The following is a 13,728-nucleotide window of genomic DNA, read 5'->3' on the forward strand; positions in this document are numbered from 1 at the left end:
GGTGCGCGCGGCGCACCCTACGCCATGCAGGTAGATACTATGACCACCCTGAACAGCACCCCCCGCGCCGACGGCTTCCGCATGCCGGCCGAGTGGGAAGCCCATAGCCAGACCTGGATGGTCTGGCCCGAGCGCCCGGACAACTGGCGCCTCGGCGGCAAGCCGGCGCAAGCGGCCTTCGCCGCGGTGGCCAAGGCCATCGCCGCATTCGAGCCGGTGACTGTCTGCGTCAGCGCCGGGCAATACGAGAACGCCCGCGCCCGCCTCGACCACGGCGCTATCCGCGTGGTCGAAATCAGCAGCGACGATGCCTGGGTGCGCGACACCGGGCCGACCTTCGTCACCAACCCGCACGGCGAAGTCCGTGGCATCGACTGGACCTTCAATGCCTGGGGCGGCTTCGATGGCGGCCTGTACTTCCCGTGGCAGCGCGACGATCAGGTGGCCGGCAAGATCCTCGAGATCGAGCGCTGCGCGCGCTACCGCACCGAAGGCTTCATCCTCGAAGGCGGCTCGATCCACGTCGACGGCGAAGGCACCCTGATCACCACCGAGGAATGCCTGCTCAACCGCAACCGCAACCCGCACCTCAGCCGTGAACAAACCGAGCAGGTGCTGCGCGAGCATCTGGCAATCGACAAGGTGATCTGGCTGCCGGATGGCCTGTTCAACGACGAAACCGACGGCCACGTCGACAACTTCTGCTGCTACGTGCGCCCCGGCGAGGTGCTGCTGGCCTGGACCGACGACCCGCAGGACCCCAACTACCCGCGCTGCCAGGCGGCGCTGCAGGTACTGGAGCAGGCGCGCGACGCCCAGGGTCGCCAACTGATCGTGCACAAGCTGCCGATCCCCGGCCCGCTCTACGCCACGGCAGAAGAATGCGCCGGCGTCGACCTGGTCGCCGGCAGCCAGCAGCGCAGCCCGGAGGTGCGCCTGGCCGGCTCCTACGTCAACTTCCTGATCGTCAACGGCGGCATCATCGCGCCGAGCTTCGACGACCCGCAGGACGAGGCCGCCCACGCCATCCTCCAGCGCCTGTTTCCCGAGCACCGGGTGGTGCTGGTGCCCGGCCGCGAGATCCTCCTCGGCGGCGGCAATATCCACTGCATCACCCAGCAGCAGCCGGCACCGCAACGCGCCTGACCGGCTCGGGGCAGCGAGCGCATCGGGCTCTCGCCTGCCCCGGGTTACTCGCGCAACACTAGCTGCGCCGGTGTTACTCTGGCGTCCATGAATTCGAGCAAACCAGACCCCAGCCTCAACGCCGAGAGCCACACTCGGACCGAGAGCGCGCATATCGTTCAGGCCCTCAGCGACGGCAAGAACAAGCGTGTGCGCAAGCTGCTCGGCCGCATGCACCCGGCCAAGACCGCCGCCCTGCTCGAGATGCTCGACGCCGAGCAACGCATGGCGCTGTGGCAGCAAATCGATCCCGCGCTCGAAGGCCGCATCCTGTCCCACCTCAGCCTCGAACTGATCGGTCAGCTGGCCGGCGACTCGGCGGACTCGACCCACGCCAGAGCGGAACAGCAACACCCACAAAGCGCGGTCAACCACCTGGAGGCCGTGCGCGCTGCGCTGGGTCTGAAGAAGCTCAAGCGCGTCGGCAAGATTCTGCACCGCATGCACCCGGCCAAGATCGCCGGGCTGCTCGAGGCGCTGCCACCCGAGGAACGCCGCAGCGTCTGGAGCATGGTCGACACCGAGCGGGCCGGCAAGGTGCTGACCTACCTGCACGATGAAATACGCATCGCCCTGGCCCTCGACCTGGATATCGAGGACCTGATCGCCTCGGCCGAACACCTGGAGCTCGATGACCGGGTCGACCTGATCCAGACCTTGCCCGGCGAACTGGGCAACAAGCTGCTGCGCGCCAGCAGCGCCAGCCAGCGCAAGCAGCTCGAGTCGATGCTGTCCTATCCCGAGGACTCGGCCGGCGGCTTGATGAACGCCGACGTCATCCAGATCCGCGCCGACGTCAAAGTCAGCACGGTGCTGCGCTATCTGCGCCTGCTGGAAAAACTGCCGCCACAGACCGACATGCTGATGGTGGTCGACCGCAAAGGCCACTACCAGGGCAGCCTGCGCCTGAGCAGCCTGGTCACCGCCGACCTGGGCCGCCCGGTAGCCGAGCTGATCGACCGCGACATCGCCGGCATCGCTGTGACCAGCAAGAACACCGATGTGGCCCGCCTGTTCCAGGACCTCGACCTGCTCTCGGCCCCGGTGGTGGATGAGCACAACCGGGTGATCGGCCGGATCACCGTCGACGACGTGGTCGACCTGATTCGCGAAGACTCGGAGCGCGCGCTGATGCAGATGGCCGGCCTCGACGACGAAGCCGATATCTTCGCCCCGGTGCTGATCAGTTCGCGCCGTCGTGCGGTCTGGCTGGGGATCAACCTGATCACCGCGTTCACTGCCGCCTGGGTGATCGGCCTGTTCCAGGCGACCCTTGAGCAGCTGGTGGCCCTCGCCGTGCTGATGCCCATAGTGGCGAGCATGGGCGGTATCGCCGGCAGCCAGACCCTGACCCTGGTGATCCGCGGCCTGGCCCTGGGCCAGGTGCAGAAAGGCAATATCCGCATCCTGCTCAACCGCGAGCTGGGCATCTCCATCCTCAACGGCCTGCTCTGGTCGGTGGTGATCGCTGCGCTCGCCGTGCTCTGGTTCGGCGACTGGGGCATAGGCGCAGTGCTCGGCGCCGCCATCCTGGTCAACCTGCTGTGCGCGGCCCTGGCCGGCTGGGGCATCCCGTTGCTGCTCGAGCGCATGGGCATCGACCCGGCGCTGGCCGGCAGCGTGATCCTGACCACGGTGACCGATGTCGTCGGTTTCTTCGCCTTCCTCGGCCTGGCCACCCTACTGTTGCTGTAAGACTACCCCCGCACCAGGGCGCGCCGCGTGCTCAGTGGATCGAGCGTGCGCAGCGCCTGGTACTGGCTGACGAATACCTGGCCGCCGAAGTGCTCGAGGAAATCCGAACGGCGCAGCTGATCCATCACCGGCCCCTTGACTTCCGACAGGTGCAGTTGCACCCCGGCCGCCTGCAGGCGCTCGACTATGGCCTCCAGGCTTTCCAGGGCGCTGGCGTCGATCAGGTTGACCCCCGGGCACATCAGCACCAGATGGCGCACCAGCGGGCGCGCCGCGATCAGCTCGCCGATACGTTCTTCGAGAAAGCGCGCGTTGGGAAAGTACAGACTCTCGTCGACCCGCAGCGACAGCACGCTGGGGCTTTCCACCACGGCGAAGCGTTCGATGTTGCGAAAGTGCTCGCTGCCCGGCACCTGACCGACCACCGCCATATGCGGGCGACTGGTGCGCCAGAGGAACAACAGCAGCGACAGGCCGACGCCCAGCAAAATGCCCGCCTCGACGCCGAGCAGCAGCACCCCGCCGAGGGTCGCCGCCTGGGCCGCGCCGTCCTGCCGCGAATAGCGCCAGGTACGGCCGAGGGCCTTAAGGTCGACCAGGCTGAGCACCGCGACCATGATGGTCGCGGCCAGCACCGCCTGCGGCAGGTTGTGCAGCAGCGGCGTCAGCAACAGCACGCTAAGGGCGATACCGCCGGCGGTCAGCACCCCGGCCATGGGCGTCTGCGCCCCGGCATCGAAGTTGACCACCGAGCGGGCGAAGCCGCCGGTGACCGGGAAGCCGCCACTGAGGGCCGCCGCCAGGTTGGCGCCGCCCAGCCCCAGCAGCTCGTTGTCCGGCTCGATGCGCTGGCGACGCTTGGCCGCCAGGGTCTGCGCCACCGACACCGACTCGACGAAGCCGACCAGGCTGATCAACAGCGCCGCCGGCAACAGCTGCAGGGCCAGGCGGTAGTCCAGGGTGGGCAGGCTCAGCCCCGGCAAGCCCTGAGGCACCGCGCCTACGACCTTGACCCCGGCCTGCTCCAGTTGCAGCAGGCTGACCACCAGGATGGCGACGATGATCGCCAGCACCGGCCCGGCCTTGGCCAGGTTGCCGGCCATGCCGGCGCCCATCCCCAGGCGCATGAGCGAGGGCTTGAGCCGGCCACGCACCCACCAGAGAAACAGCAGGCTGCAGGCACCGATCAGCAGGGTCGGCCCGTGCACCGCCGGCAGGTTGTGCAGCAGCGCCGGCAGCAGTTGCTGGAGATTTTCGCCGGAGGCGGAAATACCGAGGATATGCTTGAGCTGGCCGACCGCGATGAGAATCCCGGAGGCGCTGATAAAGCCGGAAATCACCGGATGGCTGAGAAAGTTGGCGACGAAGCCCAGGCGCAGCAGGGCCATGCCGGCGAGCAGCAGCCCGGACAGCAGCGCCAGCAGCATGGCGGCGCCGACATACTCGGCGCTGCCAGCGGGGAACAACGGCCCCAGGGCGGCGGCGGTCATCAGCGAGACCACCGCCACCGGGCCGACCGCCAGGGTGCGACTGGAACCGAACAGGGCATAGGCCAGCAGCGGCAGGATGCTGGCATACAGCCCGGCGACCGGCGGCAGGCCGGCGAGCATGGCATAGGCCAGGCTCTGCGGGATCAGCATCAGGGTGACGATCAGCGCCGCCAGGCCATCCTGCGCGGCGCTGGCGCGGTTGTAACTCCGGCCCCAGTCAAGGCAGGGCAGCCAGCGGCGCAGGCTCATTTACTTTTCTCCCGTTCGAAGTCGCCGGCGCCCGGCGCGGCCAAGGGCTTGTGCGGCAGACAGCTGAAGGAATCCATGGGCATCTCCTCAGAGCACATCGAGGGGAATCTTCAGATAGCGGATGCCGTTGGCTTCCGCCGGCGGTAGCTGGCCGGCGCGCATGTTCACCTGCACCGACGGCAGGATCAGGCTCGGCATGTCCAGGGTGGTGTCGCGCGCGCGGCGCATGGCGACGAAATCGTCCTCGCCGACCCCCTCATGCACATGCACGTTATGCGCGCGTTCCTTGGCCAGCGTGGTTTCATAGAGGAACTCTTCGCGCCCCGGCGCCTTGTAGTCATGGCACATGAACAGCCGGGTCGCATCCGGCAGCTGGAACAGCTTGCGGATCGAGCGGAACAGCAGCCGCGCATCGCCACCGGGGAAATCGCAGCGGGCGGTGCCGTAATCGGGCATGAACAGGGTATCACCAACGAAGGCCGCATCGCCGACCACATAGGTCATGCAGGCCGGGGTATGCCCGGGTGTATGGATGGCACGGGCTTCGAGGTTGCCGATCCGGAAGCGCTCGCCGTCGCGCAACAGGTGGTCGAACTGGCGGCCATCGGTGGCGAACTCGGGTCCGGTGTTGAACAGCTTGGCGAAGGTGTCCTGCACCAGGGTGATCCGTTCGCCGATGGCCAACTGGCCGCCCAGTTCGCGCTTGAGGTAGGCCGCAGCCGACAGGTGATCGGCGTGCACATGGGTTTCCAGCAGCCAGTCGACCTGCAGACCCTGCTCGCGCACATAGGCGATCAGACGGTCGGCGTTGTGCCGCGAGGTGCGCCCGGCGGCTGGGTCGTAGTCGAGCACCGAGTCGAGGATGGCGCAGCGCCGGGTCGCAGGATCGCTGACCACGTAACTGTAGGTGAAGGTGGCAGGATCAAAAAAAGCTTCGATGTGCGCTTGCATGCTGACGGCCCTCCTTCGCAGCCTCTGTGGATTGGGTTAACGAGGCGCCGGCAGCCCTGCCCGGGAGAGATGACCGGCGCTTTGCAAAGCGCCCGTCATCTGCGCATCGCCAACAGCCTCTCAGGAGCGTTTGCAGCTGTTGATGCCCAGCAACGAATACGCCGGGCAGGTACGCAGCAGGCCGGTGGCCAGCGGCACGACGCCGATCCAGCCCCACAGGCCGATGGTGCCGCTCAGGCTCAAGCCAATCAGAATCAAGCCGACGGCGATGCGCAGGCTGCGGTCGATGGTGCCAACGTTGGTTTTCATGATGATCTCCCAGTCAAGGAACACGCTGGCGTTCCAGCGCGGTGAACAACAGCATCCCGGCCAGCATGGCCAGAACGAAAACGCTGACCTGCCAATGGCCGCTGAGCAGAATGGCCAACGCCGGCCCCGGGCAGATCCCGGCAATGCCCCAGCCGATGCCGAAGACCAGGCTGCCGCCGATCAACCGCCGATCCAGCTCGCGCTTGGCCGGCAACTGCATAGGCGCGCCGAGCAGCGACTGCCCGCGGCCCTTGGCCCAGGCCAGCGGCCCCGCAGCGACCGCGATGGCGCCAGCCATCACCAGCGCCAACGACGGATCCCAGGCCCCCGCCAGATCGAGGAAGCCCAGCACCTTGGCCGGATTGGCCATGCCGGCCAGCAACAGACCCATGCCGAACAGCAAGCCGGCCAGCAATGCGGTCAGTTTGCGCATGTTCAACCCCCCAGCAGATGACGCAGAACAAAGACCGTGACGAAACCGGCGGCCATGAAGGCCAGCGTCGCCACCAGCGAACGCGGCGACAGCCGGGACACGCCACAGACCCCATGGCCGCTGGTACAGCCGGAGCCGTAGCGGGTACCCACACCGACCAGCAGGCCGGCCCCCAGCAAGCCCGGCCAGCCGCTCTGGAACTCGATAGTCGGCAGCACGGCAAACAGCCCCCAGAGCAGCGGCGCCAGCAGCAGGCCGAGGAGGAACAGGCCCTTCTCCGCCCGGCCCTCGCCGCCCTCCAGCACCGCGCCGAGCAAGCCGCTGATGCCGGCGATGCGGCCGTTGCACAACACGAACAGACTGGCGGCCAGACCGATCAGCGCACCGCCCGCGAGCGAACTCCAGGGCGTGAAATTCAGCCAGTCGATGCTCATCATGCCTCTCCGGCGCAGAACAACTGGTACAGCGTATCGATCACCGCCAAGGCTGCCGGGCTGCTGATCCGGTAGTAAATCTGCTTGCCCTCGCGGCGGGTCTCCACCAGCCCTTCACGACGCAATACCGCCAACTGCTGCGACAACGTCGGCTGCTGGATGCCGAGCAGGTTTTCCAGCTCACTGACGTTGCGCTCGCCTTGCGACAGCTGACAGAGCAGCAACAGGCGGTCGGGATTGGCCAAAGCCTTGAGCAACTGCCCGGCGGCATCGGCGTTGGCGCGCAGTTGCTGGACATCGAGCGTCTGTTCGGGAGCGTTCATGGGGCGAGCCATCAATTAATTTAAAAACAATATATTTTTTTATATATTATTATGCAAGCAAAAATTGGCAGCACCTCTCTCCGGCGAGATCTGGCTTGGCCATTCCACCGAGCATAAAGCGCACCTGATTTCGCTGGCGCTCCGCAAGGCACCGCACATACCTGTAGGAGGCCCGCCCCGGGGCGATGCTCTGGCTGAGTTCCCGGATTGCACGCCAGCTCTCGCAGGTTGAGCGTAGCGATACCCCTCAACCGCGCTATGCCCGTACTCGGCGCCGTGGCCACTATCGCTGATGGGTTACGCCGCGCTTAACATGCAGCCGGCCTGCCATCGTCCCGGCGGCTAACCCATCCTACGGATTGCGGCTTTTCCAGATTCGACGGCGTCAGCAGGCACCGCGCGATAGCGGATGGTGCGCTGCCCGATGAGCACCCACAAAAAAGCCCGGAACAGGGTCCGGGCTTTCTTGTGTCACGGCTGAACAGGATGCAACTGCTCAGCCATGCCCGACAGCCCCGCTAACCGCGGGGTGCAGGTCAGAGCAGCGGCAGGGTGTAGCTGAGGATCAGGCGGTTTTCGTCCAGGTCGTTGGCGAAGTTGTTGCGCACAGTGGCGTTGCGCCATTTCAGCCCGAGGTTCTTCAACGGGCCCTGCTGAACCACATAGCCGATGTCCATGTTGCGCTCCCACTCCTTGCCATCGGACAGATTTGCACCGCGGTCGATGTTGTCACCGGTCAGGTAGCGGGTCATGAAGGTCAGGCCGGGGATGCCGATCGAGGCGAAGTCGAAGTCGTAGCGCGCCTGCCAGGAGGTCTCGTCCTTGCTGGCGAAGTCGCCGATCTGCACGTAGTTGACCAGGAACGGATCGGTGCCGTTGAGATAGGCGTAGCCGGTATCGCCGCTCATCTTCTGGTAGCCCAGGCCGAGTTTGTGACCGCTCAGGGCGTAGGTGAACATGGCGCCGAAGGCCTTGTTGTCGATGTTGCTGCTGCCGTCATCGGTGGAGCGGGCATAGCGCAGGTCGGTCTTGAACGACTGCTGGTCGGCGATCGGCAGCACATGCACCACATTGAAGATGTGCTGCTTGTACAGCTCTTCCAGCTCGCCGTAGTGGTAAGCGGTGCTCAGGTTGTCCTGCCACTTGTAGGACAGGCCGGCGAAGTTGAAGTCGTCACCCTGGTTACCGTTGCTGCCGAACTTGAAGTTACGCTTGCCACCCGCGGCGTTCAGGCTCAGGTCCTGAAAATCGCTGGAGTCGCGCTGGTTGGTTTCCTTCAGCTGGCCCGCATCGACCGTCAGGCCGGCGATCTCCTGGGAGTTCAGGTGGCCGCCGAGGAAGTTCTGCGGCAGCAGGCGCGAATCGTTGGCCGATACGCTCGGCAGCTTGGGCATCAGGCCGCCGACCTTGAGCACGGTCTTGGAGATCTTGGCCTTGAGCGTGGCGGTCGCCTCCGAATATTCGCCCGGGCCCTCGTCGCCGAAGCTGCTCGGCAGCAGGTTGCTGCCGGCGCGCTCGTCCGACGAGTCGAGTTTCAGGCCCAGACCGGCGTAGGCATCCAGACCGAAGCCAACGGTGCCCTCGGTGAAGCCGGACTCAGCCCTGAGAATGAAACCTTGCGCCCACTCTTCGCGCTTGGATTGCTGAGCTGCCGTGGTGTCGCGCAAATCACGATTGAAATAGAAATTACGCGCTTCGATGCTGGCCTTGCTGTCCTTGATGAACTCGGCGTTGGCGACGTGGCTCAGGGTCAAGCCCAGGGTGCCGGCGGCTACGGCCAGCGCCAGGGAGGTCTTTCTCATTATGGTTTTCTCCAGTGTTTTTTTTGGGTGGCACATCGGCACGGGCGCAGACTTCGACCACGAAGGAGCAGGCACGAACCGAATTCGTTGGCTCACTCCCGCGAACCTCGCCAGGTAGATGACCGGCAAGCGCAGAGCGGAAGGAGCAGGAAATCAGACGTGTCTGGTGACTTGGGCGAGAGACAGCAACGGACTGGTGGCGACAAGACCACCGGCAGGCGAGTGCAAACAGGCCTGACCAGAACAACCAGAGAAGCACGCAGAGCGCGTGATAGGCGTGAACCCCATGGAAAACCTCGGCACTTTATTGGAATTATTGTTTTTTCACTTCAAAGTAATTGGTAATACCAATTTACATAACGCCTGTCCAGAGTAGAAGGCCGACGCTCCCCATGTCAACCGAGCGCCTAAAACCTCCGGACCAGCGGCGCCGTCGCGCACACCGAAAATGGCGTGCGGAGCACAATCGTCCGAATGTTCCGGGACGCCGAAACCGCTAATAGTGCTGGTGCTGCACAGCTCAATGCAGATACTGCGCCAAGCGCCAAGCCACGCGCGCAAACCGCTCTATTCCGGAGATTTACAGGTTTACGGCGCTTTATCCGGGGGAGCCGGTCACAGGCGAATAGGCGGATTTTCGCCCATCGCAATAGCGATAACGGCGATAAATCGCCAATGCCGACATGAGCCCGGAACAGCCGTCCTCAGCCGCAAAGGATCCGCTTCCCGGGGACATGGACACGGGCAACAGGGAATATCCGGACCGAGGCCGGCAGTGCACGGACGGGGCAGCCCCGGCTCGGGCTGATGCCGAACCGCCTGCCCCATGACTGAAGCTCAGGCCGCGGGCGCTCGGCGACAAGCGCGGCGCTGCAACGCCTGGTCGCCCACCCGCAGGGCGTAGCTGTCGGTGAAATGCTTGAAGGTGTCGACGGGCAGGACAAACGCCGAGCGGACGCACTCGAGGAAGTGGCTTTGGGTGATCCAAGGGTCGCCGCTAACAGGCCGTTGAAAAACGTAGGCGAGGCAGGCAAGACAAGGCAAAAACGGCCGAAAAAGCGGAGTTTACGTGCTGTAAATGAGCATTTTGAGGCCGTTTTTAACGCAGTATTGCCAACGTAGGTAGTTTTTCAACGGCCTGCTAGGCTCCGAACGGACTACCGATGCTTGAAACGGTCACAGTCGCCATTCACTCAAGTGACCGTCTCGGGACGTTTGTCGCCAGTCAAGCGACTGCGGCGGGCCGCAGCGAGTAGGTCTTCAATTGCTCGGCGAACTCACCCAGCGCCTGGATCCCGCTGGCCTCGGCCTCATGCACCCACTGCTTGATCGCGTCGAGCATGTCGTGGCCATTGGCGCTGGTCTTGAGCCAGATCTGCTGCAGCGCCAGGCGCTTCTCGTAGATCACCCTGAGCGCCTGGCTCTGCGCCAGCATGGCATCGATGCGCAGTTGCTGCTGGTCGTGCAACAGGCTCGGCTCGCGGCCCAGCAGGCGCTTGGCGCGGTGGAACTGATGGCGCACCGAGGCATCGGCCTTGGCCAGTTCCTGCTTGACCAGCGGCCCTATCACCAGCTTGCGGTACTGCGCCATGATCTGGAAACGGTTGTTGAGAATGGCCATGGCGGTGTCCATGTCCAGGCTACGCTTGCCCTCGATGCGATGGGCGATCGGCGCCACGCGCTGCACCTTGGCCAGGCCGAGCAGGCTGAACAGCCGGATCCAGGCCCAGCCCATGTCGAACTCCCACTTGCGCACCGACAGCTTGGCCGAGTTGGGATAGGTGTGGTGGTTGTTGTGCAGCTCTTCGCCGCCGATCAGGATGCCCCAGGGCAGCAGGTTGGTCGCGGCGTCGCGGCACTCGAAATTGCGGTAGCCGACGGCATGGCCGAGACCGTTGATCACCCCGGCCGCCCACAGCGGAATCCACATCATCTGGATTGCCCAGACGCTGATGCCGATCACGCCGAACAGGGCCAGGTCGATGAGCGCCATCAGGGTCACGCCGGCGAAGGTATGGCGCGAATAGAGGTTGCGTTCGATCCAGTCGTCCGGACAGTTCTTGCCGTAGATGCGCAGGGTTTCCGGGTTCTTCGCCTCTTGCTGATAGAGCTCGGCGCCGCTGCGCAATACCGTGCCCAGGCCCTTGATCACCGGGCTGTGCGGGTCGTCGACGGTTTCGCACTTGGCGTGGTGCTTGCGGTGGATGGCGGTCCATTCGCGGGTGTTCTGCCCGGTGGTCAACCACAGCCAGAAACGAAAGAAGTGTTTCAGCGCCGGATGCAACTCCAGGGCGCGATGGGCAGAATAACGGTGCAGGTACACCGTGACGCCGACAATGGTGATATGCGTCATCACCAGCACGGCAACGATCAACTGCCAGACCGACAGGTCGAGAAAACCGTTGTACCACATGAGCCGAGTGCCTCTTGAAAGGGAAACGTGACGCGACCACAGTGCATTATCACCGGCATGGGTCATAAAACCAGTTGGTCTTTTAGATAACAATACCCGGCCGCTGCTTACACTATTATCACAGTGCCCACCTGGAGAGCCGATGGACACCTTATGAGCCTACACCAAGGAGCGGTGCGCCTGACCCTGGTCTACCTGCTGGCTGCCGGACTGTGGATCGTCTTCAGTGACGCCCTGCTGGCCTGGCTGCACCTGCCTGCCGAACGTATCGAGCAGGTGCAGTTGCTCAAGGGGCTGTGCTTCGTGCTGTTCAGCAGCGTCCTGCTGTACCTGATCCTGCGCGCCCACCTGCACCAGCAGGCGCGCATGCGCAGAACCCTGCGCGCCAGCGAAGAGCGCCTGAACCTGGCCCTGGCCTCCGCCAGGGAAGGCTTGTGGGACTGGGACCTGGGCAGCGACAAGGTGTTCTTCTCGCCGGGCTACACCGCCCTGCTCGGCCTGCAACCCACGGAACTGGGCAACAGCCGGGCGCGCTGGCTGCAACAGTTGCACCCCAACGACCGCGCCCGCCATGAGCGAACCATCGCCGATATCCTGAACAATGCCAGCCAGGAGACATTCGAAGTGACCCTGCGCATGCGCCACCAGGATGGCGACTACCGCTGGATCCAGTCGCGCGGGCAGTTGCAGCTCGACGCCCAGGGTCGAGCGGAGCGCATTATCGGCACCGCCAGCGACATCAGCCAACGGCGGGCCAATGAACACAGCCTGCGCCAGGCCGCCGCCGTGTTCGATGCGACCCAGGACGGGGTGCTGGTCACCGACAGCAAGCAGAAGATCGTTCACGTCAACCCGGCCTTTACCCGTATCACCGGCTACAGCCCCGAGGACATCATCGGCCGCCGGCCCAACCACCTGAGTTCGGGTCGCCACGACCGGGCGTTCTACAAACGCCTGTGGCACGCGCTGGCAGCCCGGGGCAGCTGGAGCGGAGAAATCTGGAACCGGCGCAAGAACGGTGAAATCTATCCGCAGTGGCACTGCATTCGCGCCATCCACGACGACAAAGGCGAGCTCAGCCACTACGTCGCGGTGTTCTCCGACATCAGCGCCCTGAAGCGCTCGCAGAGCGAACTGGACCACCTGGCCCACCATGATCCGCTGAGCGGGCTGCCCAATCGCCTGCTCTTCACCGAGCGGGTCGAAAACGCCCTCAAGCGTGCCAAATCCGAACGGCAGGGTGCGGTGCTGCTGATCGACCTCGATCACTTCAAGCACATCAACGAAAGCCTGGGCCACAACATCGGCGACCTGCTGCTCAAGGCGGTCGGCGAGCGCCTGGCCGCACAACTGGCCCAAGGCATGACCCTGGCGCGCCTGGGCGGCGACGAGTTCGGCCTGCTCTGCGAGCACTGCCTGGATGCGCCCCAGGCCGCCAGCCTGGCCCAGCTCCTGCTGAGCAGCCTGGGCGCACCGTTCAACCTCGAAAGGCATGAGTTCTACATGAGCGCCAGCATCGGCATCAGCCTGTTTCCCGGCGATGCGCAAACCCTCGAGCAGGTCCTGCGCAATGCCGACTCGGCGCTGTCCAAGGCCAAGAGCAGCGGCCGCGAAGGCTATGCCTTCTATACCCAGGAGCTGACCGAGTTCGCCCGCCATCGCGTCGACCTGGTCAGCGCCTTGCACCATGCCCTGGATAACCAGGAGCTGCGCGTCTACTACCAACCGCTGCACGACCTGGCCAGCGGCGAACTGATCGGCGCCGAGGCGCTGGTGCGCTGGCAGCATCCGCAGCGCGGCCTGATAACGCCGGGAGAGTTCATTCCGGTCGCCGAAGACAGCGGCCTGATCGGCGCCATCGACGCCTGGGTACTGCAACAGGCCTGCCGGCAGATGGTGCTCTGGCAAGAGCAGACGCAGGTTCCGCGCTTCGTCGCCGTCAACGTCTCCAGCCGCCTGTTCGGCCGCGGCGGGCTGGATCTGCAGGTGGCCCGGGTGCTGGCCGACACCGGCCTGGACCCGGCCTGCCTGGAACTGGAGGTCACCGAAAGCGCGGTGATGGACGACCCGGACGCAGCCCTGGCGCTGCTCGAGCGCCTGCGGGCCCTGGGTGTACGCCTGGCGATCGACGACTTCGGCACCGGCTACAGCTCCCTGGCCCGGCTCAAGCGCCTGCCAGTGCACAAACTCAAGCTCGACATGAGTTTCGTCCGCGGCCTGCCCCACGACAGCGACGATGTCGCCATTACCCGCGCGGTGGTCGCCCTGGGCCACAGCCTGGACCTCAAGGTTCTGGCCGAAGGCATCGAACGGCCGGAACAGATGGAGTTCCTCCGGCAGATCGGCTGCGACTATGGCCAGGGCTATCTGTTCGGCCGACCGCAACCGGCCGAGCCCGAGCCGACACCAGCCGTAGCGGCGTCCTGAGCAATCAAGCATCATGC

The 13,728-nt window shown here is 65.0% G+C and carries 11 protein-coding genes; 3 read left to right on the forward strand and 8 right to left on the reverse strand.

Annotated features, from left to right (window positions below; all coding sequences use genetic code 11):
- Positions 1 to 39: 39 nt before the first annotated feature.
- A complete protein-coding gene (gene aguA, locus BM315_RS18270; protein WP_090503796.1) occupies positions 40 to 1,146 on the forward strand; it encodes an agmatine deiminase in 1,107 nt (368 codons plus the stop codon).
- A gap of 87 nt (positions 1,147 to 1,233) precedes the next feature.
- Complete coding sequence (gene mgtE, locus BM315_RS18275; protein WP_212632973.1) at positions 1,234 to 2,880, forward strand: magnesium transporter; 1,647 nt, start codon at positions 1,234 to 1,236, stop codon at positions 2,878 to 2,880.
- A gap of 2 nt (positions 2,881 to 2,882) precedes the next feature.
- Here the strand turns inward: mgtE and BM315_RS18280 are convergent, their stop codons facing one another.
- The 8 genes from BM315_RS18280 to desA form a co-directional block, all read right to left on the reverse strand.
- On the reverse strand, positions 2,883 to 4,619 hold the full coding sequence (locus BM315_RS18280) for a SulP family inorganic anion transporter (RefSeq protein WP_090503798.1): 1,737 nt from the start codon (positions 4,617 to 4,619) through the stop codon (positions 2,883 to 2,885).
- Positions 4,620 to 4,706: 87 nt separating this feature from the next.
- On the reverse strand, positions 4,707 to 5,570 hold the full coding sequence (locus tag BM315_RS18285; protein ID WP_090503801.1) for an MBL fold metallo-hydrolase: 864 nt from the start codon (positions 5,568 to 5,570) through the stop codon (positions 4,707 to 4,709).
- A 120-nt stretch (positions 5,571 to 5,690) separates the two neighbouring features.
- Positions 5,691 to 5,879, reverse strand: coding sequence for a YgaP family membrane protein (locus tag BM315_RS18290; protein WP_090503903.1), 189 nt, complete (start codon positions 5,877 to 5,879; stop codon positions 5,691 to 5,693).
- A 13-nt stretch (positions 5,880 to 5,892) separates the two neighbouring features.
- Complete coding sequence (locus BM315_RS18295) at positions 5,893 to 6,312, reverse strand: DUF6691 family protein (RefSeq protein WP_090503802.1); 420 nt, start codon at positions 6,310 to 6,312, stop codon at positions 5,893 to 5,895.
- A gap of 2 nt (positions 6,313 to 6,314) precedes the next feature.
- Complete coding sequence (locus tag BM315_RS18300; protein ID WP_090503805.1) at positions 6,315 to 6,746, reverse strand: YeeE/YedE family protein; 432 nt, start codon at positions 6,744 to 6,746, stop codon at positions 6,315 to 6,317.
- Complete coding sequence (locus BM315_RS18305) at positions 6,746 to 7,069, reverse strand: ArsR/SmtB family transcription factor (protein ID WP_090503807.1); 324 nt, start codon at positions 7,067 to 7,069, stop codon at positions 6,746 to 6,748. Before BM315_RS18305 ends, BM315_RS18300 begins: the two co-directional genes overlap by 1 nt.
- A 536-nt stretch (positions 7,070 to 7,605) precedes the next feature.
- Positions 7,606 to 8,871, reverse strand: coding sequence for an OprD family porin (locus BM315_RS18310; RefSeq protein ID WP_090503810.1), 1,266 nt, complete (start codon positions 8,869 to 8,871; stop codon positions 7,606 to 7,608).
- Positions 8,872 to 10,096: 1,225 nt separating this feature from the next.
- On the reverse strand, positions 10,097 to 11,284 hold the full coding sequence (gene desA / locus BM315_RS18320) for a delta-9 fatty acid desaturase DesA (RefSeq protein WP_090503815.1): 1,188 nt from the start codon (positions 11,282 to 11,284) through the stop codon (positions 10,097 to 10,099).
- Between the two features lie 153 nt (positions 11,285 to 11,437).
- Here desA and BM315_RS18325 point away from each other — a divergent pair, with 153 nt between their 5' ends.
- Complete coding sequence (locus BM315_RS18325; RefSeq protein ID WP_090503818.1) at positions 11,438 to 13,711, forward strand: putative bifunctional diguanylate cyclase/phosphodiesterase; 2,274 nt, start codon at positions 11,438 to 11,440, stop codon at positions 13,709 to 13,711.
- Positions 13,712 to 13,728: the final 17 nt, after the last annotated feature.

Source organism: Pseudomonas borbori (assembly GCF_900115555.1).
GTDB classification, from domain to species: Bacteria; Pseudomonadota; Gammaproteobacteria; order Pseudomonadales; family Pseudomonadaceae; genus Aquipseudomonas; species Aquipseudomonas borbori.